The sequence below is a fragment of the Polaromonas sp. P2_G11 genome (assembly GCF_056403595.1).
In genome coordinates, this window is the sequence record NZ_JBFUFE010000004.1 from 657694 (window position 1) to 676232 (window position 18539).

The following is an 18539-nucleotide window of genomic DNA, read 5'->3' on the forward strand; positions in this document are numbered from 1 at the left end:
ACCCAAATAGATTTTTCTCGCGTTAGCTCAGTCCGGAATCAGAGCATCTGCCTACGAAGCAGAGGGTCGGAAGTTCAAATCTTTCACGCGAGGCCATTCAGTTTTCATTCAGCTCGATTCAAGCCGTGTGTGGCGCAGTTGGTAGCGCGCGTGCTTTGGGAGCATGAGGTCGCAGGTTCGAGACCTGCTACATGGAGCATCTTCATTCCGGTCTTCTTCATTCTTTTGGTCTGTTAGCTCAGCTGGTAGAGCACTTCCCTGTCCAGGATGTGGTCACGGGTTCGATTCCCGTACAGGCCGCCACCATTCATGCCGTGCTACCTCGGTCGATGGATCGATAACCCCTTGCGCCGGATCGAATCCGGGCTGGACACCAGATAAATGCTCAAGTGGCGGAATCGGAAGACGCGCCTGCTTCAAAACCAGGTCTTTTGGGAGTTCGAGTCTCCCCTTGAGTACCAGAACAGTTTTCAGCCCCGGTGGTGGAATGGGAAGACACACTGGCCTTAGAAGCCAGCGCTTTCGGGCATGCCGGTTCGATGCCGGCCTGGGGCACCATTTTTTTAGATTTTTCGAAAGGTCGAAGGTGCCGGCATCAAAACCGTCCTGCGGCTCCGGACTCACGTTTCCTACGGGTGTGTAGCTCAACCAGGCAGAGTAGCGGCCTCCAAAGCCGAAGGTTAGAAGTTCGATTCTTCTCGCGCCCGCCAGCGATTTCCGGCGGTGTACCCCAGTGGTCGAAGGGAGCGGATTGCAAATCCGCCTGCGTCAGCACGCGTCAGTTCGAATCTGACCACCGCCTCCATCTCATTGCTTTCAGCGCCTGTAGCTCAGCCAGGAAAGAGCGCTGGGCTTCTACCCCAGTTTGTCGGCCGTTCGAATCGGCCCAGGCGCGCCACATTCCCCGTTCAACCAACCTCAAGGAGATTTGCCATGACAGCCAGAAACACAGCGGCCTCCAGGAGGATGGCCAAACGGACGACCACACCCCGCAACCGCATTGTTCGTGCCCTGCTGCGCGGTATCGCCGCCGCCGGCAGCGCGCGGCATCGTCATGCCTTGGAGAAGCGAGGGCATGCACAAGATGACCGTGACCTGGATCAGCGTGTCCGCGAATGCGGCGAGTGGTGAGCCCACCTGATTTCCCGCCTCCCTTATTCCACGATAGCTCAGCTGGTAGAGCGCGCGACTGTTAATCGCGTCGTCCCTGGTTCGACCCCAGGTCGTGGAGCCAATTTTTTTTCATAGCCGCATAGCTCAGTGGTAGAGCAGTGCCTTGATAAGGCACAGGTCGCTGGTTCGATGCCGGCTGCGGCTACCAGTTTCTTTTTTTTCGGTGCAAGTGGCGCAGTTGGCAGCGCAGCGGGATGTGACCCCGCGGGTCACCGGTTCGAGTCCGGTCTTGCACCCCACTCCAATGCGGGCATAGCTCAGAGGCAGAGCAACCGGCTTTTAACCGGTAGGTCGAGATTTCGAAATTCTCTGTCCGCACCATTCGCCATTCAGCGCTTCGTTGTTCAGCTCTTTAGCTCAGCAGGTAGAGCAGCGCCCTTACAAGGCGATGGTCGGGAGTTCGATCCTCTCAAGAGCTACCAAATTCATTCATTTCACCTTACAGGAGGCCACGATGCATCACGTTCTGCAGCTCGACATCCAGGGGACGCCCCAGGCCTGGATCACGGCTGAAGATGCGGCGTTGCACTATGCCACCGGTACTGTGGCGTGGGAGGAGGGTGACAGCCCCCTCGCCACGCTTCGCGGTGGGTGGAATGTGGCGCGTGGCCGGCAATCGCTGATGGTCATTCAGCCCATCATTGCCCTGCGCGGTTCGCCGCGGCGCAACCTGTTTGAGGTCACGCCGGCCGTGTCGAAACCCAAGCTGTTGCGCCGGGACCGCTGCACCTGCGCCTACTGCGCTCAGATCTTCCTCGAAAAAGATCTCGAAGCCGAGCACATCATTCCCGACAGCAAGGGTGGAGCCTACAGCTGGACCAACCTGGTCAGTGCATGCCGGTCGTGCAACGCACGCAAAGGCGCCCGCACCCCCGAGCAGGCTGGAATGCCGCTGGTCTACTTGCCTTACGTTCCGTCGCTGTGGGAAGACTTCCTGCTGCGCGGCCGCAATGTACGGGCCGACGTCCATGAGTGGCTGGCCGCCCGGCTGCCCAAGGAATCCAGGCTGAATTGAGTTCAGCAGCCGAAGCGGCGCGTCGCGAAAGTGGTGCGCCGCTTTTTTATTCCTGATAGTTCCCTGGATCATCGGCATGCTGTCCAGCATGCCTGTGCGCGGCCCACGGCCGCCGCCATATGGCAGGATCGGCCCGGACTCACGGCTGCAGAAGACAACAGGCTATCTGCCTTTAAGATCAACCCGATGAGGTACTGGCGGTGACTGGTCTTGGGGAGAATTCCTGTGCCAGGAATGACTCATCCGTATCATCAGTTCGGGCTGCTATCTGTTTTGAGCGTTACTGCCTTGTATTGAACCCTAATGATTTTTGACAACGACCGTTTTGACGCTGCCATCATCGACCTGGACGGCACCATGGTCGATACCCTGGGCGACTTTGTGGCTGCCCTCAACCTGATGCTGGCCGAAATGCTGCCGGGCCACCTGCCGGCGTTTGCGCTTGATGCTGCAGCAGTGGAGCGCATGGTTGGAAAAGGCTCGGAGCATCTCGTCAGGACCACGCTGAAATATGTCCAGGAGAAGATGGGCATTGCGCTGGCAGCTATCGATTTAATAGCGCTTTACGATGCGGCCTACGTCGCTTACCAACGGCATTACACCCGCATCAATGGCCGGCACTCTGCGGTTTATCCGGGTGTCCTGGAAGGCTTGCATGTGTTGCAGCAGGACGGACTGCGGCTTGCCTGCCTGACCAACAAACCCCTGGCGTTTGCCCGCGAACTGCTCAAGCTCAAAGGCCTCGACGGCTTTTTTACCCAGGTTTTTGGCGGGGATTCATTCGAGCGCAAAAAGCCAGATCCGCTGCCCTTGCTGAGAACCTGCGAATGCCTCGGCACTTCGCCTGCCCGCACGCTGATGATCGGCGACTCCAGCAACGATGCCCGGGCCGCCCGGGCCGCGGGCTGTCCGGTGTTGCTGGTGACGTATGGGTATAACCATGGCGAGCCGGTTCGCGCTGTGGACGCCGATGGCTTCATTGACTCGCTGGCGGAGCTGCGGCTCCAGAAATGACAACGGGGCTTGCGCCCCGTTGAGAGAGTGTGACTTGCGCCGCTTCAGGCGGGTTTGCCGAGCATCGCGTCCTTCAGTTTCCAGTCGGCCGGTTGCGGGCCCAGCCAGATGCGCAGAAGTGCGGTGAAGAACTCTGCTTCCTTGAATGGATCGCCTTGCGGTTTGCCTTTGACCGTGATGATGGTGCCGGTGCCGGGGATCCAGTCAATGGTGAAGTTGTCCCCGGCCACCAATTTTTTCTGGCTGGCGAATATCTGTCCCATCTTGATCAGCCCGGGAATCAGCTTGGACATCTCGTTTTTTGGCGTGTTTTCTTCAAAGGCTTTGGTGAAGCTCTTGCCGAGCTCGTTCGAATCAATTTCGCGCAGCAGCGTGATGCTGACCCGTTTGGGACCTGGGGCCGCGTAGACCTCTTCAGGAGTCACTGCTTTTTTCCCGAGATAGAGCGCGCCGACATAGACCTTGAAAACCGCTTTATAGCGAACGCCTGCGCCGTTCAGGTGGAGCTTGGCGCCGCTCACCTCGACCGGGTCATCGAGCTTGATGCCTGAAACTTCCATAGGGTCGGCCAGGGCGCTGAACGACAGTACCAAACCGGCCAAGCCAGCCATGCATCGCGTTGTCAAAGTCATGAATTTATCTCCAGATAATAGGGAAAATAGAACGAGCGTTCTTTTTTTTATGGGTTCATTTTGGGTGCGGCTACCCTCCCTTACAAGAGGGTTTGCGAGATAAGCATTACTACCAGTTGTTGTAACTTTGCCAACTGCGCTGGCCTGGAGGCCCTGATGGGCCGCTGTTTGCTACACTTTGTCCTTCATGTTCATTCATCGCGTCATTCAGACAGGTTGTGCAGGCCGGGGAGCCTGGCCCTGGCGTACCTGTCATTTCTCGCACGCCTGAGGCGCACGCGGGCTGGCACACTGCCACTTGCCCGTGTATCTGCCGCGGTTTTTGCGACACCCCCTTGATGCGCTCCGGCCCTGCCGGAGCATCCCGGCCCCATGCTTCGGGGTATTTTGAATGACAGGTGGCTACGCCTTTGAGCGCGTTGCCTCCTTGCGAAGGACTCATCCGTGATCACAGAACTCGAATTTAAAAGCCTGGCCGGCCAGGGCTACAACCGCATTCCCTTGATGGTCGAGGCGTTTGCCGACCTCGAAACACCTCTTTCCCTTTATCTCAAGCTTGCGCATTCCAGAGACGGCGGCAAGTTCAGCTTCCTGCTGGAATCGGTCGTGGGGGGCGAGCGGTTCGGCCGCTACAGTTTTATCGGCCTTCCCGCGCGCACGCTGGTGCGGGCATCCGGTTTTGGGCCAGATACCCTGACCGAAGTGGTGACGGACGGCAAGGTTGTGGAAACCTCCAAAGCCAATCCGCTGGACTTCATCAGCGACTACCAAAAGCGTTTCAAGGTCGCCCTGCGGCCCGGCCTGCCGCGCTTTTGCGGCGGCCTGGCGGGGTACTTCGGCTACGACACCGTGCGTTACGTCGAAAAGAAACTCGAAGCCTCCTGTCCGCCGGACACGCTGGGCTGCCCCGACATCCTGTTGCTGCAGTGTGAAGAGCTCGCCGTGATCGACAACCTGTCGGGCAAGCTTTACCTGATTGTTTATGCCGACCCGGCGAGGCCGGAGGCGTATGCCAATGCCAAAAAGCGCCTGCGCGAGCTCAAGGACCAGCTGAAGTATTCCGTCAGCGCGCCGGTGGTGAAACCGTCGCAGAGTTATCCGGCCGAGCGCGATTTTGCCAAGGCAGACTACATTGCCGCCGTGGAACGCGCCAAGCGGCTGATCGAGGCGGGCGACTTCATGCAGGTGCAGGTCGGCCAGCGCATCAAGAAGCGCTACACCGAGTCGCCGCTGAGCCTGTACCGCGCACTGCGTTCACTGAACCCCTCGCCTTACATGTACTACTACCACTTCGGAGACTTCCATGTTGTGGGTGCATCTCCCGAAATTCTGGTGCGCCAGGAAAAAATCGACGACGGGCAGAAAATCACCATCCGGCCGTTGGCGGGCACGCGGCCCCGAGCCTCTTCGCCGGAGGCCGACAAGGCCGTGGAGCACGAACTGGTGAACGACCCCAAAGAGCGTGCCGAGCACGTGATGCTGATTGACCTGGCGCGCAACGATATTGGCCGCATCGCCAAAACCGGCACGGTGAAAGTCACCGAAGCCTTCGCGGTCGAGCGCTACAGCCACGTGATGCACATCGTCAGCAATGTGGAGGGCACGCTGCTTGACGGCATGTCGAGCATGGACGTGCTCAAGGCCACCTTCCCGGCCGGCACGCTCACCGGCGCGCCCAAGGTCCATGCCATGGAGCTGATCGACCAGCTTGAGCCGACCAAGCGGGGCCTCTACGGCGGCGCCTGCGGTTACCTCAGCTATGCCGGCGACATGGATGTCGCCATTGCGATCCGCACCGGCATTATCAAGGACCAGATGCTGTATGTGCAGGCGGCGGCCGGTGTGGTGGCCGATTCGGTGGCTGAACTTGAATGGAAAGAAACCGAAGCCAAGGCGCGCGCGCTGCTGCGGGCATCCGAGCTAGTCGAGGAGGGCCTGGAATGAGCCAGCCAACCCACGCAGGCATCGAGCATTGCCACAGCATGGCCGACGTGCGCCGCAACATCGACGCGCTGGACGAGCGCATCGTGCCGCTGATCGCCGAGCGCAGCGCTTATGTGGCACAGGCGGCGAGCATCAAGCAGAACGCGGATCAGGTGTACGACCAGGCTCGCATCGATTTCATCATCGAGCGCGTGCGCGCACAGGCCCGCAAAGCCGGCGCCCCCGAGGCCATCGTGGAGGCTGCTTACCGCGCCATGATTGCCGCATCCATTGACTTTGAGCGCGGCGAATTCACACGCCTGCGCCAGGAGACCTGAATCATGAAGCACAAACTCTTGATGATCGACAACTACGACAGCTTCACCTACAACATCGTCCAGTATTTTGGCGAGCTGGGAGCGGAGGTGGAAGTTTTTCGGAACGACGAAATCACGGTAGCCGGTATCGCCGAGCGCGCGCCAGACCTGCTGGTGGTGTCGCCTGGCCCCTGCTCGCCGGCGGTGGCCGGCATTTCCGTCGCGGCCATCCAGCACTTTGCCGGCAAGCTGCCGATTCTGGGTGTGTGCCTGGGCCACCAGGCCATTGGCGAGGCCTTCGGCGGCAAAATCGTGCGCGCGCAGCAGCTCATGCACGGCAAGACCAGTGTCATCACCACCACGCAGCAGGGCGTGTTCGCCGGGCTACCCGAGCAGTTTGTGGTGAACCGCTACCACTCTCTGGCCATCGAAAAGTCTTCATGCCCCGACGTGCTGACTGTCACGGCGCGAACCGACGACGGCGAGATCATGGGTGTGCGCCACACGGAGTTGCCGATCCAGGGTGTGCAGTTCCATCCGGAATCCATCCTCACCGAGCACGGCCACGCCATGCTGAAGAACTTCCTGGAGCAAACAGCATGACCTGCGTTGCTATTGTTTTTATAGCTGCTGACGCAGATTTTAAAAGGGCTGGAGGCCGAAATGACTATTGATTTGAGAAGCGACACCGTCACCCGGCCCACGCAAGCCATGCGTGAGGCCATGCAAGCGGCGCCACTGGGGGACGACGTTTTTGGCGACGACCCCAGCGTCAACGCGCTGCAGGAAAAAATCGCCGGCCTGCTGGGCTTTGAAGCGGCCCTGTTTGTGCCCACAGGCACGCAAAGCAATCTCTGCGCGATCTTGAGCCACTGCCAGCGCGGTGACGAATACATCGTCGGCCAGCTGGCGCATTGTTACCGCTGGGAAGGCGGCGGCGCGGCGGTGTTCGGCAGTGTGCAGCCGCAGCCGCTGAACCACCAGCCCGACGGCACGCTGGCCCTGGCCGACATTGAAGCCGCGATCAAACCCGACGACGCGCATTTCGCGCGCACCCGCTTGCTTGCGCTGGAAAACACGCTGGGCGGCAAGTTGCTGCCGATGGCTTATGTCGAGCAGGCGACCACACTGGCCAAAAGCAAGGGCTTGTCACGGCACTTGGACGGCGCGCGCCTTTTCAATGCCGCCACGGCCCAGGCTGAGCAGACCGGCGGTGAGGTGAAAGCGGAAGCCCGCCGCATCGCCCAGTGTTTTGATTCGGTGTCGATCTGCTTCAGCAAGGGGCTGGGCGCCCCGGTGGGCTCGGCCCTGTGCGGCTCCAAGGAGTTCATTGCCCGCGCGCACCGCGTGCGCAAGATGGCCGGCGGCGCGATGCGCCAGGCCGGCCTGCTGGCGGCCGCGGCTTCTTACGCGCTGGACCACCACGTCGACCGGCTGGCGCAAGACCATGCACTGGCCCGCCGTCTGGCCGACGGGCTCGCTGGCATTCCGGAACTGCAGGTGGTGGCGCCCGATACCAATATCGTCTTTGCCGATGTTGTGGGTGGCACGCGAGAGCGCATGAACGCGCTGCTGGCCAGCCTGGCTGCGCACGGCATAGATGCCAACACCGGCATGTACCGCCTGCGTTTTGTCACGCACCTGGATGTGGACACCGCCGGCGTAGACCGCGCTGTGGCCGCCATCCGGCAATTCTTCAACCATTAGGAGTACGCCATGCCTGACTTTCAACACCTGTTGATTTTCATCGCGGCTGGCTGGCTGCTGAACCTGACGCCGGGCCCGGACGTGCTTTATATCGTGACCAATTCACTGCGCTCGGGCGCGCGCGCCGGCATTGTTGCCGGCCTCGGCATTACGGCTGGTTGCTTCGTCCACATCTTCGCGGCGGCCGTGGGCGTCGGTGCCTTGCTTGCGACTTCGGCCACGGCATTTACCGTGCTTAAGTGGATAGGCGCGGCGTACCTGCTGTGGATAGGCGCGAAAATTTTGTTTTCCAGGGCGCCGCAGGCCACCACCGACCTCGCCGCGGCGGCTGCCGCCCAGCCGGAGCGGCGCCTGAAAGCCGTCTTCATGGGAGGCTTCTGGACCAATGTGCTGAACCCCAAGGTGGCGATTTTTTTCCTGGCCTTCGTGCCGCAGTTCATCGCGCCCGGCACTGACAACAAGGCCCTGGCCTTTGTGTTGTTGGGCGTGCTGTTCAATTTGAACGCCATCCCGGTCAATTCGGGCTGGGCCCTGGCGGCTGCCTGGATGGCCCGGCGCGATGCCGTGCAGCGCGGCATGCACTGGCTGGACCGCGCGGCCGGCGCCATGTTCATCGCATTCGGCCTCAAGCTGGCCTTTACCGATCATCCGGCCAACTGAACCGGTTCTATATAGCTCCAGAACGAAGAAGCGAGACGCGTCATGCCCAACACCCACAAGATCACGCCGCAAGAAGCCCTGCAGCGCACCATCGAGCACCGCGAAATCTTCCACGACGAGATGCTGCACATCATGCGGCTGATCATGAGCGGCGAGATGTCGCCCGTCATGATGGCTGCGCTCATCACCGGCCTGCGCGTGAAGAAAGAAACCATCGGCGAGATCACGGCCGCCGCGCAGGTGATGCGCGAGTTTTCGACCAAGGTCAATGTGGCCGACAAAACCCATCTGGTCGACATCGTCGGCACCGGTGGTGACGGCTCGCACACCTTCAACATCTCGACCTGTTCCATGTTTGTGGCGGCGGCAGCCGGCGCCAAGGTCAGCAAGCACGGCGGGCGCAGTGTCAGCAGCAAGTCGGGCAGCGCCGACGTGATCGAGTCGCTGGGCATCCATATCGGCCTGTCGCCCGAAGCCATTGCGAAGTGCATCGACGAGGTCGGTGTGGGCTTCATGTTCGCACCCAACCACCATCCTGCCATGAAGAACGTTGCGCCCATCCGCAAGGAACTCGGCGTGCGCACCATCTTCAATATCCTGGGCCCCTTGACCAACCCGGCCAGTGCACCCAACATCCTGATGGGCGTGTTTCATTCGGACCTGGTTGGTATCCAGGTCCGCGCTTTGCAGCGCCTGGGTGCCGAGCACGCGCTGGTGGTCTACGGCAAGGACGGCATGGACGAGGTCAGCCTGGGCGCGGCTACTGTGGTCGGCGAGCTCAAGAACGGCGAAATCACCGAATACGAAATCCACCCTGAAGACTTCGACATGCCTATGGCCAGCAATCGCGCGTTGCGCGTGGAAACGCCCGAGCAGTCGAAGGCCATGCTGCAGGGTGTACTCGACAACCAGCCGGGTGCTGCGCGCGACATTGTGGTCCTGAACGCCGGGGCGGCGCTGTATGCCGCCAATGTGGCCGATTCCATGAAGGCTGGCATCGTGCTGGCCCGCGCTGCGCTGGAGTCGGGCGCGGCCAGGGCCAAGCTCGATCAGCTGGTCAGCCACAGCCAGAAGCTCGCCTGACGGCTTGCCGGCGGCGCATGGCTGCGCAGCTATCTATTCCCGTGCGGTCACGCGCGCGTCGGTTGCGGCAAAATGCAGGCCGACCGTGCTGCCTGGCTCGGCCACGCTCAGCAGGGCGTCACTGAACACCAGCAGTTCACCCAGCGGCGTGAGCACCACGCTTTCGATCCGGCTACCCAGGTAAGCCTGCCGCAGGACTTTTCCTGTCAGTGTGCTTGCTTCCAGTTCGCCGATACGGATGCGGTGTGGGCGTATGGCCAGGGCCACGGCGCCGTCCGGCATGCCTGGCGGCGGGACAACCCGCACATCAACCTGGTCGGCGCGGAAGAAATGCTGGCCTTGCACTGTGACCAGCTCGCCGTTGATCAGGTTGGCGTCGCCGATGAAGTCCGCCACAAAACTTGAGACGGGCGCCTCGTACAAATCGCGCGGCGCGCCCATCGTCGCAATGCGTCCCTTTTGCATGACCACAATGCGGTCTGACACCGCCAGCGCCTCTTCCTGGTCGTGCGTGACGTAAACCACGGTGAGTTGCAGGTTCTGCTGAAGGTCGCGGATATCCTGGCGTACCTTGCGGCGCAGTTTGGCATCCAGGTTCGACAAGGGTTCGTCAAACATCAGCACGGCCGGCTCCAGCACCAGTGACCGTGCCACTGCCACGCGCTGCTGCTGCCCACCGGACAGCTCCGACGAGAGCCGATCGGCGTAGTCGGCAATGCCGAGCAGGTCCATTTTGGTTTTTGCCAACGCCACGGCCTGCGGTTTCTTCATGCCGGAGGCGAGCAGGCCGTAGCACACGTTCTCCAGCGCGCTCATGTGCGGGAACAACGCATAAGACTGGAAAACCAGGCTCACGTCGCGCTGGTTCGCCGACCTGCCGGTGACGTCCCGGCCATCGATGCGGATCACGCCCTCGGAAGGTAGCTCGAGGCCTGCGATCAGCCGCAGCAGTGTTGTCTTGCCGCAACCGGAAGGCCCCAGCAGGGTCACCAGCTCTGCCTTGTCGATGGTGAGGTCAAGTGGATGCAGCGCAACCACCTTGCCGAAACGCTTGACGACGCCTTGAAACTCCACTGCGGCGGGGGACGGGTTCATGGCAGGGCCTGCTTAAAAAAAAGTGAAACGAAAAAGATGTGACGATGACCCAGAGGCTCAGGCGGTGGACACCGCGCGCCGCCCCAGCTCCGCATTGCCGATGAAACGCTGGATGAGCAGGACGCAGGCCAGCATGATCACGATAAGCACCGACGAATAGGCAATGGCGAGCGCGTACTCGCCGACTTCGACACGCCCCGCGATATAGACCGTCGAAAGGTTGTGCTGGGCGGTCGCCAGGAAGATCACTGCGCTGACGGCCGTGATGGCGTGCGTAAAACTGAACACAAGGCTGGCAATGATGGCGGGACGCAGCAGCGGAAGGATGACCCGCGCGAACGTGCGCGATGTGCTCGCGCGCAGCGTGGCGGAGGCTTCGTCGAGCGAACGATCGAGCTGCGACAGGGCCGAGACCGTGGCCCGCACACCCACCGGCATGTTGCGAAACACCAGACACAGCACGATGATGGCGAAGGTGCCGGTGAATTCAAGCGGCGGCACGTTGAAGGCGACGATGTAGGCAACACCGATCACGGTGCCGGGCACGGCGAAGTTCACCATGGTCAGGAATTCGAAGGCGCGCCGGCCCTTGAAGACGTGGCGGCTTACGACATAGCCTCCCAGCAAGCCCAGCGCGGTGGTAAGAGGTGCGGCAACAGCCGCGACGCCGAGCGTGGTGAAGAGGCTGTTCCACGCCGAGCCCGAAAACACCAGGCCACCTGCGCCCCAACTCAGGCCAAAGCCAGTCTCGAAGTGCTGCAGCGAAGGTGTCAGGTCGAACCTTCCGATGTCCTTGACTACGCCGCCGATCAGGATGATGCCGTACGACAGCACCGTCAGCACGCCCCAGGGAAGGACCAGCGCCAGTGCGCCCCACTTGACGCCTGTGGGCAGCGCGGCGGGCAGGCCACTGTCGCCTTTTCCGCTCACGGATGTGTAGGAGGCCTTGCCGATCCAGCGCTGTTGCAGTGCAAAGATGCCGACCGTCAGCAGCAGCAGCGTGACGGCGAGGATAGCCGCGCGTGATGCATCGTGCTGCGCGCCGGCAATGGCGAAGAAAATTTTCGTCGACAGTACCTCGAAATTTCCCGAGAGCACCAGCGGATTGGCGAAGTCCGCCAGGCTTTCCACAAAACCCAGCAGGAAGGCATTGGCAATGGCAGGGCGCACCAGAGGCCAGGTCACGGTGCGGAACACATGCCATGGCGAACCCCTCAGCACCTGGCCCGCTTCTTCAAGCGTCGGGCTGACGAGGCGCAGCGCACCGCTGATCAACAGGAAAGCCAGGGGCGTAAAGCACACCACTTGCGCCAGCAGTACGCCGGGCAGGCCATAGATCCAGCGCGACCGGGCAATGCCGAACCAGTCGCTCATCAGCTGAGTCACGATGCCGGTTCGGCCGAACAGGATGATGATGGCCAGGCCGATGACAAAAGGCGGCGTGACGACCGGCAGGATGGAGAGCACGCGAAGGCTGCCGCGAAAACGCCTGCCGCCCCGCTCGGCCAGCAGGGCCAGCGCGAAACCGAAAAGCGTGCTTCCGATGCCGGCGAGGGTGGCCAGAACGATGGAGTTGATGGCCACGCCGCATCTGACGTTGCCGGCGATGCAGCCCGTGCCCCAGATGTCTTCGCTGAAAAACCGGGCGGCGGCGGTCTGGATCAGCCAGTTGCCCCGCTCGTCCACGAAAGCCGCCAGCAGCATGCGCCCGATCGGGTAGATGACAAAAATGGCCAGCAGCAGCGACAGGATGCAGACGATGCCGGAAATGGCGGCATCGCTCTTGAATGCGCCGGCACGTGTTGCCAGCACGCTTGCGACGGCGGCCAGCACGCACCCGCCGGCAACGTAAGCTGAGCTCTGGGTCCACGGCATCAGAAGCACGCCCGCTGCAATGCCCAGTGCTGCCAGCAGCCAGCTCAGCGGATCAGCCCGCACGCGTGGGGCGGCTGCCATCACTGCAATGGGTGTAGTCAAGGTGTGACGTGATTCATCAGTGAGCAATGGAATTGCGGGATGTGTTCAGCACTCACTTGGGCAGTGCCCCGATGTCCTTGTCCCATTTGCCCAGCAGGCGCGAGCGTTCGGCCGAAGCGCCGTACTTGGCGAAGTTGTAGTCGATCAGTTTGACGTCGGCCAGCTTGGGCGCCTGTGGCGGCAAGGATGCTTTTTTATTGGAGGGGTTCTGGTACGAATGCGCGACCGTGGCAATGTCCTGCGCTTCAGGTGTCAGGGCCCAGTCGTACCATTTTTTGGCGTTGGCCAGATTTTTGGCACCCTTGATGATGCTCATGCTGCCGATCTCGTAGCCCGTACCCTCGCACGGTGCGACCACCTTCAGTGGAGCGCCTGCCACGGCGTGCGTGACGGCGTCGTGCAGAAAGGTGATGCCGATCATGCTTTCGCCGGTGGCTGCCGCACGGGCTGGCGCAGCGCCCGACTTGGTGTATTGGTTGATGTTGCGATGAAGGGCCTTCAGGTAGTCGAAGGCCTTGTCTTCGCCCATGATTTGCACGAGGGTGGCGAGCAGCGTGTAGGAGGTGCCGGACGAGTTGGGGTTGGCGACCTGGACTTCGCCCTTGAACTCCGGCTTGATCAGGTCGGCCCAGCATTTGGGTTCGGGCAATTTGCGTTTGGCCAGCTCGACGGTATTGAAGCTGAACCCCAGGGCGCCTGCATAAACGCCGACCGTGCGGTACTTGGAGGCCTCGGCTTGCTTCACGGCCCAAGGGTGCAGATCAGCCAGCTTCGGCGACTTGTAGGGCTCGGTCAAACCTTCCTCGGCGGCCTGAAGATGAGGGTCGCCCGTGCCACCCCACCACACGTCACCGCGCGGGTTGGCTGCTTCAGCCTTGATCTGGGCGTAAGTTTCGCCCGAGCTCTTGCGTGTCATCGACACCTTGATGCCGGTGGCCTTTTCGAAGGCCGTCACCATGGGCCGGCACCATTCTTCCTGGACGTTGCAGTAAACCACCAGTTCTTCGGCTGCGCGGGCGGGGGACGACATGGCGCAGGCCGCGGCCGCCAGAACCAATCCTGGAAAAAGTGATTTGAATGTGAACTGTTTCATCTGTGTCTCCTTCTTTATGTCGTCAATGGCGCCTGCGGTACGGCGTTGAAGCCACCTTAGCAGCCGTCAGCGCAGCGGTATACCCGTTAAAACGCTTAGTTCCGAAGCCAGTCTGGCGTTGGTCGCCAGCACCGGGTTTCCCTGGGCCAGGCCGTTGTCGGCCCAGAAGTCGTTGACGCGGCCGCCGGCTTCCCGGACCAGTAGCAGGCCGGCTGCGACGTCCCATGAATTGATATGCGCCTCGGCGTAGGCTTCGCATCGCCCGGCGGCCACATAGGCCAGCCCCAGCGCGCCGGAACCCGCGCGGCGCACCGAACAGCCCGCATGCATGCACCGGCTGACCAGCGCGAGGTATGAATCCGGTGATCGGCGCGGAGACCAGCCAATTTCGACGGAAGAGGCGGACAGCTCGACCTGTTCGCTCACCTGAAGCCGCACGCCGTTGCACCACGCGCCGTGGCCGCGTTGCGCAATGAAGAGCTCATCGTGCATGGGCTCATAGATGGCGCCGGCCTCGAGCTCGCCGTTGACCATGAGGCACAGGGAAATGCAGAAGTGCGGGATGGCCCGGGCGAAATTCGCCGTTCCATCCACCGGGTCGACAATCCAGAGGCGAGCTGCGCCGCCGGTTTCTCCTCCTGCTTCTTCCCCCAGCACGGCATCTCCCGGAAAGCGCCGTTCGATCTCCGCGCGCACATACTGTTCTACCGCGCCGTCGGTGACGGTCAGGTAGTCCTGCCGGCCTTTGAGCGAATAGGCAGGCTTGTCCGGCGCGTTGAAGGCGTTGCGCATCATGGCGCCGGCCGAACGGACAATTTCTTCAATGGCATCAGTAAGTGCGGTCATGAGAGGGTGTATGGCTATCCGATGGAGGTACACCTTGTGCGCGAGCCCGGTCAGGCAAGGGCGGTCAAAGCGGGCGAAGGGAAATACTAGTGCCGGGACGCGTCCGGTTGTAGCGGGTTTGCGCTAACACCGCCAAGGCGGACTCCTGCGGGAGGTCTGGCCGCATCTGCCAAAATCGGGGCATGTCCGATATCCTGAACCAAATCATCGCCATCAAACGCCAAGAAATTGCCGATGCCATCCGCCGCAAACCGCTGGACGTGATGCGCGAAGATGCCGAATCGCGTGTCCTGACGCGTGACTTTGTGGGTGCGCTGCGCGCCAAGATCGCAGCGGGTCAGCCCGCGGTGATTGCCGAAATCAAGAAGGCCAGCCCGTCCAAAGGCGTGCTGCGCGCCGACTTCATTCCAGCCGATATCGCGCAAAGCTATGCCGAAGGTGATGGCGAGATCAGCGCCGCCTGCCTTTCGGTGCTGACCGACAAGCAGTTCTTCCAGGGCAGCATTGATTACCTGAAGCAGGCGCGGGCCTCCTGCAGTCTGCCGGTGCTGCGCAAAGACTTCATGGTGGATCCTTACCAGGTGTATGAAGCGCGCGTCATGGGTGCCGATTGCATTCTGTTGATTGCGGCCTGCCTGGACGACGCGCAGATGCAATCGCTTGAAGCGCTGGCGATGTCGCTGGACATGGCGGTGCTGGTCGAGGTACACGACGAAGCCGAACTGGAGCGTGCGCTCAAGCTCAAGACGCCGCTGATCGGCATCAACAACCGCAACCTCAAAACTTTCGAGGTCTCGCTGGACACCACGCTGGGCATGCTGGCCAGGGTGCCGGCGGACCGCCTGCTGATTACCGAGTCGGGCATTGCCACGCCAGCGGACGTGCAGCGCATGCGCCAGGCAGGTGTGAATGCATTCCTGGTCGGCGAGGCATTCATGCGCGCGGAAGAACCCGGCCTTGCGCTGGCTCAATTGTTCGGTAAAAGATAGGCTGTAAAGCCATGAACCAGCTGCTTGACGCCATGAAGGCGCCCTTGCCCAATCGGCTCACCACTGCTGACCCCGCCGCATGGCCGGTGGCGCCCGGCTGGCGGCCGACTACCGATGCATTTTTTGGCAGTCCGACCGGCCAGAGGTTGCTGGGCTTTTTGCGAGGCCGCCTGGCGGAAGGCGCGACGATCTTCCCGCCCCAGCCGCTGCGCGCGCTGGAGCTCACGCCGCCCGAAGACGTGCGCGTGGTCATCCTCGGCCAGGATCCGTACCATGGGTTGGGGCAGGCCGAGGGACTGGCGTTTTCCGTCGCCCCCGGCGTCGCCCTGCCGCCCTCACTGCGCAATATCTTCAAGGAGCTGCAACGCGACCTGGGTACGCCCCCGCCCCAGTTTCCGGTGCCCGGCGGCAGCCTGGTGAAGTGGGCGACCCATGGGGTGCTGTTGCTCAACACCTGCCTCACAGTTGAGGAAGGGCTGCCGGCCAGCCACGCCGGCAAGGGCTGGGAAGTATTGACCGACACACTGATCCGCCAGGTCGCGGAAGGCGACCACCCGGTGGTCTTCATGCTGTGGGGGGCACATGCCCAGAGCAAGCGGGCATTGATTGATGCGAAGCGCCACAAGGTGCTGGTGGCCAACCACCCGTCGCCGCTGTCGGCGATGCGGCCACCCTTGCCTTTTATCGGTTGCGGCCATTTCTCACAGGCGCGCGAATGGCGTGACGCACATCCGAAGGTCTAGGCTGCTATTGTTTTGATAGCTGCTTGCGCTCGTCCCGCCTGGTCGGAAGGCCGAAAAGTCTTAAATTCTGAAGATGGGCTAAAACTCCGCCGGAAGGCTGCCCACGTAGTCGCGCCGGATATTGACTGTGCTTTGCAGGCCCAGCGCCTCAAAATGACGGCGCAGCCAACGCTTGGCTGCGCCCTGGCCCATCTCAAACAGTTTTTCGATCATGGCCGTGTCGGCCGACATCTTGCTGGACGAGGGCAGGCTTTCCAGCGCCTCGCCGCCGTCGATGCGGTGCAGCAGCAGGCTCTTGTATTTCTCGCCCTCCTGCAAGCGGCCATCGGCCAGCAGGCGGTTGATGAAGTCGATGGTGCGCATCTGGGACAGCAGGCTGGCGTTGAAGGTCAGCTCGTTCACCCGGTCCGCGATGTCGTGAGGCGTGTGGGGAATCTCGGGGCGCCGCAAGGGGTTGATCTGCACAACAATGATGTCGCGGCTGCTGCAATCACTGATGAGCGGCAGCAGCGAGGGATTGCTCGAGAACCCGCCATCCCAATAGTGCTGGTCATCGATTTCAACCGCCTGAAACAGCGTGGGCAGGCAGGTGGAAGCCATCACCGCCTGCAAAGTCAGGCGCTTGCCGGCAAAGATCTCTGCCCGACCGGTGGTGACATGGGTCGCCGATACGAAGGCCTTGGTTGTGTGCATGGCCGCAATGGCGTGAAAGTCGATTTCTGCCTCCAGCAGTTTGCGCAAAGGGTTGATGTCCAGCGGATTGGACTGGTAGGGTGACATCCACTGTGTCATTGCGCTATTCATTAAGTTTGCACTCACTTTATTGGCGGCCCAGCCCCCAATGAGCATCTTGCTGATGCTGTCAGCCATGGAGCCGAGGCTGCCCATGGCGGCAACGCCCTGCCAGACCCGGCTGAGGGACGCACGTGCCGCCTCCCGCGGGTTGGTTTTTTCGGGGGAGTTGTCTTTTTGGGCGGTAGCGAATCCGTGTGCCAGCGCCACGGCGTTGACCGCCCCGGCGCTGGCGCCGCTGATGCCGTCAAACTCGATGCGCTCGTCCGCCAGCAGGGCATCCAGCACCCCCCAGGTGAATGCGCCGTGTGATCCGCCACCTTGCAAAGCAAGATTGACCCGGCGCAGGGAAGACGGCTCAGCGGGGGAGGAGGGAAGTGCGGGTACGGTGACAGTGCTCATGAGTAGACGGTCTCACGTTATCCAGGTTGGCCGGTGGCGCGGGAGGGTGCCCGGGACGGCAATATCCATGCGATTCACTCTGGCATTGATGAAAGGCTGACACATCATGCCCGAAGCCTGGCCGCAGCCGCCATGGGAGGGCGGCAGGGTCTGGGGATTAGGGCCGGACCGGGTTATGCCGCGTTTTCGGGGGGCTTTCCGCGGTACCCAGGGGCATCCCGGGGTGAAGGTGTGGTCGGGAGATGCGCTGGCGAGGCATGCGGCAGCTTTTTTAATGCTTTTTGCCATGCCTTGGCATTTCGTCCGACATAAAACCGTGGCATAATCCGAGGTTCGCTTGAAGGATGGGTGCCCGAGTGGCTAAAGGGGGCAGACTGTAAATCTGTTGGCTAACGCCTACGCTGGTTCGAATCCAGCCTCATCCACCAGATTTTGTTTTGATTTTGGCAAGCGGGCGGCGCAAGAAAGTCGCGTAAAGCGTGTTTTGGGTCGTGAGTGATTTTGGTGTGAGTTGAATTGGCAGAGCTGCGCGGGAGTAGTTCAATGGTAGAACCCTAGCCTTCCAAGCTAATGACGCGGGTTCGATTCCCGTCTCCCGCTCCATAAAGCTGCTTTATGGTTCTGCTTTTGAATCTTGCGCCAGATTGCAATTTTGGTTTTGAGTTCAGCCCTTTTGGCTCAGTGGTAGAGCACTCCCTTGGTAAGGGAGAGGTCGCGGGTCCGATTCCCGCAAAGGGCACCAAATTTTGAGTCGGTGCGGCGTACGAGGCGCTGTTGCAGGCTGTAGTGGTAACTGGTTTTGTAACTCTTTATAAATTTCTGGAGTTGAAAAAATGGCAAAAGGCAAATTTGAGCGGACCAAGCCGCACGTCAACGTAGGCACGATTGGCCACGTGGACCATGGCAAGACGACGCTGACGGCGGCGATCACGACCGTTCTGGCATCCAAGTTCGGCGGCGAAGCCAAGGGCTACGACCAAATTGACGCGGCACCCGAAGAAAAGGCACGCGGCATCACCATCAACACCGCCCACGTCGAGTACGAAACGGCCAACCGCCACTACGCCCACGTCGACTG

Annotated in this window: 18 protein-coding genes and 16 tRNA genes; 28 read left to right on the forward strand and 6 right to left on the reverse strand. The window is 61.4% G+C overall.

Going from position 1 to position 18539, the window contains the following annotated elements; genetic code table 11:
* Positions 1–16 precede the first annotated feature (16 nt).
* The 16 genes from AC1DWQ_RS17220 to gph all read left to right on the forward strand — a co-directional run bounded on the left by AC1DWQ_RS17220 (position 17) and on the right by gph (position 3202).
* Positions 17–96 (forward strand) — tRNA-Arg (locus tag AC1DWQ_RS17220).
* A gap of 27 nt (positions 97–123) precedes the next feature.
* Positions 124–196: transfer RNA gene (locus AC1DWQ_RS17225), tRNA-Pro, on the forward strand.
* 31 nt (positions 197–227) lie between these two features.
* A tRNA-Asp gene (locus AC1DWQ_RS17230) sits at positions 228–303 on the forward strand.
* Positions 304–383: 80 nt separating this feature from the next.
* Positions 384–461 (forward strand) — tRNA-Leu (locus AC1DWQ_RS17235).
* A gap of 12 nt (positions 462–473) precedes the next feature.
* Positions 474–558: transfer RNA gene (locus tag AC1DWQ_RS17240), tRNA-Leu, on the forward strand.
* Positions 559–633: 75 nt separating this feature from the next.
* Positions 634–710 (forward strand) — tRNA-Trp (locus tag AC1DWQ_RS17245).
* A 9-nt stretch (positions 711–719) separates the two neighbouring features.
* Positions 720–805, forward strand: a tRNA-Cys gene (locus tag AC1DWQ_RS17250).
* 14 nt (positions 806–819) lie between these two features.
* Positions 820–898: transfer RNA gene (locus tag AC1DWQ_RS17255), tRNA-Arg, on the forward strand.
* A gap of 35 nt (positions 899–933) precedes the next feature.
* Positions 934–1131, forward strand: a complete 198-nt coding sequence (locus AC1DWQ_RS17260; RefSeq protein WP_477670721.1) for a hypothetical protein — start codon at positions 934–936, stop codon at positions 1129–1131.
* 27 nt (positions 1132–1158) lie between these two features.
* A tRNA-Asn gene (locus AC1DWQ_RS17265) sits at positions 1159–1234 on the forward strand.
* Between the two features lie 12 nt (positions 1235–1246).
* Positions 1247–1321, forward strand: a tRNA-Ile gene (locus tag AC1DWQ_RS17270).
* A 15-nt stretch (positions 1322–1336) separates the two neighbouring features.
* A tRNA-His gene (locus AC1DWQ_RS17275) sits at positions 1337–1412 on the forward strand.
* A 7-nt stretch (positions 1413–1419) separates the two neighbouring features.
* Positions 1420–1494 (forward strand) — tRNA-Lys (locus AC1DWQ_RS17280).
* Positions 1495–1519: 25 nt separating this feature from the next.
* Positions 1520–1595, forward strand: a tRNA-Val gene (locus AC1DWQ_RS17285).
* Between the two features lie 32 nt (positions 1596–1627).
* Entirely contained in the window at positions 1628–2188 is a 561-nt protein-coding gene (locus tag AC1DWQ_RS17290) for an HNH endonuclease (RefSeq protein WP_477670722.1), read from the forward strand.
* Positions 2189–2491: 303 nt separating this feature from the next.
* Positions 2492–3202, forward strand: coding sequence for a phosphoglycolate phosphatase (gph, locus tag AC1DWQ_RS17295; RefSeq protein WP_477670723.1), 711 nt, complete (start codon positions 2492–2494; stop codon positions 3200–3202).
* Positions 3203–3246: 44 nt separating this feature from the next.
* On the opposite strand, the gene AC1DWQ_RS17300 is transcribed toward gph, so the two are convergent.
* A complete protein-coding gene (locus AC1DWQ_RS17300) occupies positions 3247–3834 on the reverse strand; it encodes a chalcone isomerase family protein (protein WP_457282294.1) in 588 nt (195 codons plus the stop codon).
* A gap of 444 nt (positions 3835–4278) precedes the next feature.
* Between AC1DWQ_RS17300 and trpE the strand changes: the two genes are divergently transcribed.
* Genes trpE through trpD form a run of 6 tightly spaced genes read left to right on the forward strand, consistent with a single transcriptional unit; the run spans position 4279 to position 9524 of the window.
* On the forward strand, positions 4279–5778 hold the full coding sequence (gene trpE, locus AC1DWQ_RS17305; RefSeq protein WP_477670724.1) for an anthranilate synthase component I: 1500 nt from the start codon (positions 4279–4281) through the stop codon (positions 5776–5778).
* A complete protein-coding gene (locus tag AC1DWQ_RS17310) occupies positions 5775–6095 on the forward strand; it encodes a chorismate mutase (RefSeq protein WP_477670725.1) in 321 nt (106 codons plus the stop codon). The genes trpE and AC1DWQ_RS17310 overlap by 4 nt, the downstream gene beginning before the upstream one ends.
* 3 nt (positions 6096–6098) lie before the next feature.
* Positions 6099–6677, forward strand: coding sequence for an aminodeoxychorismate/anthranilate synthase component II (locus tag AC1DWQ_RS17315; RefSeq protein WP_477670726.1), 579 nt, complete (start codon positions 6099–6101; stop codon positions 6675–6677).
* Positions 6678–6737: 60 nt separating this feature from the next.
* On the forward strand, positions 6738–7781 hold the full coding sequence (gene ltaE, locus AC1DWQ_RS17320) for a low-specificity L-threonine aldolase (protein ID WP_477670727.1): 1044 nt from the start codon (positions 6738–6740) through the stop codon (positions 7779–7781).
* A 9-nt stretch (positions 7782–7790) separates the two neighbouring features.
* Positions 7791–8441, forward strand: coding sequence for a LysE family translocator (locus tag AC1DWQ_RS17325; RefSeq protein ID WP_477670728.1), 651 nt, complete (start codon positions 7791–7793; stop codon positions 8439–8441).
* 42 nt (positions 8442–8483) lie between these two features.
* Positions 8484–9524 carry an anthranilate phosphoribosyltransferase gene (gene trpD, locus AC1DWQ_RS17330; protein WP_477670729.1) on the forward strand — a complete coding sequence of 347 codons (1041 nt, stop codon included), beginning with the start codon at positions 8484–8486 and terminating at the stop codon, positions 9522–9524.
* A gap of 33 nt (positions 9525–9557) precedes the next feature.
* On the opposite strand, the gene AC1DWQ_RS17335 is transcribed toward trpD, so the two are convergent.
* The 4 genes from AC1DWQ_RS17335 to AC1DWQ_RS17350 form a co-directional block, all read right to left on the reverse strand.
* A complete protein-coding gene (locus tag AC1DWQ_RS17335) occupies positions 9558–10619 on the reverse strand; it encodes an ABC transporter ATP-binding protein (protein ID WP_477670730.1) in 1062 nt (353 codons plus the stop codon).
* Positions 10620–10676: 57 nt separating this feature from the next.
* A complete protein-coding gene (locus tag AC1DWQ_RS17340; protein WP_477670731.1) occupies positions 10677–12596 on the reverse strand; it encodes an ABC transporter permease in 1920 nt (639 codons plus the stop codon).
* 52 nt (positions 12597–12648) lie between these two features.
* Positions 12649–13689, reverse strand: a complete 1041-nt coding sequence (locus AC1DWQ_RS17345; RefSeq protein ID WP_477670732.1) for an ABC transporter substrate-binding protein — start codon at positions 13687–13689, stop codon at positions 12649–12651.
* 66 nt (positions 13690–13755) lie between these two features.
* The gene (locus AC1DWQ_RS17350; protein WP_477670733.1) at positions 13756–14535 is read right to left on the reverse strand and encodes an inositol monophosphatase family protein; all 780 of its coding nucleotides are present in this window, start codon (positions 14533–14535) and stop codon (positions 13756–13758) included.
* 182 nt (positions 14536–14717) lie between these two features.
* On the opposite strand from AC1DWQ_RS17350, the gene trpC reads away from it, so the two are divergent.
* Complete coding sequence (trpC, locus tag AC1DWQ_RS17355) at positions 14718–15524, forward strand: indole-3-glycerol phosphate synthase TrpC (RefSeq protein ID WP_477670734.1); 807 nt, start codon at positions 14718–14720, stop codon at positions 15522–15524.
* A gap of 11 nt (positions 15525–15535) precedes the next feature.
* Positions 15536–16267, forward strand: coding sequence for a uracil-DNA glycosylase (locus AC1DWQ_RS17360; RefSeq protein ID WP_477670735.1), 732 nt, complete (start codon positions 15536–15538; stop codon positions 16265–16267).
* A gap of 78 nt (positions 16268–16345) precedes the next feature.
* Here the strand turns inward: AC1DWQ_RS17360 and AC1DWQ_RS17365 are convergent, their stop codons facing one another.
* The gene (locus tag AC1DWQ_RS17365; protein WP_457282281.1) at positions 16346–17461 is read right to left on the reverse strand and encodes a patatin-like phospholipase family protein; all 1116 of its coding nucleotides are present in this window, start codon (positions 17459–17461) and stop codon (positions 16346–16348) included.
* Between the two features lie 342 nt (positions 17462–17803).
* On the opposite strand from AC1DWQ_RS17365, the gene AC1DWQ_RS17370 reads away from it, so the two are divergent.
* From AC1DWQ_RS17370 to AC1DWQ_RS17385, 4 genes are all read left to right on the forward strand, one after another.
* Positions 17804–17889 (forward strand) — tRNA-Tyr (locus AC1DWQ_RS17370).
* 101 nt (positions 17890–17990) lie between these two features.
* Positions 17991–18064, forward strand: a tRNA-Gly gene (locus AC1DWQ_RS17375).
* A 64-nt stretch (positions 18065–18128) separates the two neighbouring features.
* A tRNA-Thr gene (locus tag AC1DWQ_RS17380) sits at positions 18129–18203 on the forward strand.
* Between the two features lie 91 nt (positions 18204–18294).
* Positions 18295–18539 (forward strand): GTP-binding protein (locus AC1DWQ_RS17385; protein WP_477650650.1); only part of this gene is annotated, 245 nt, incomplete at its 3' end.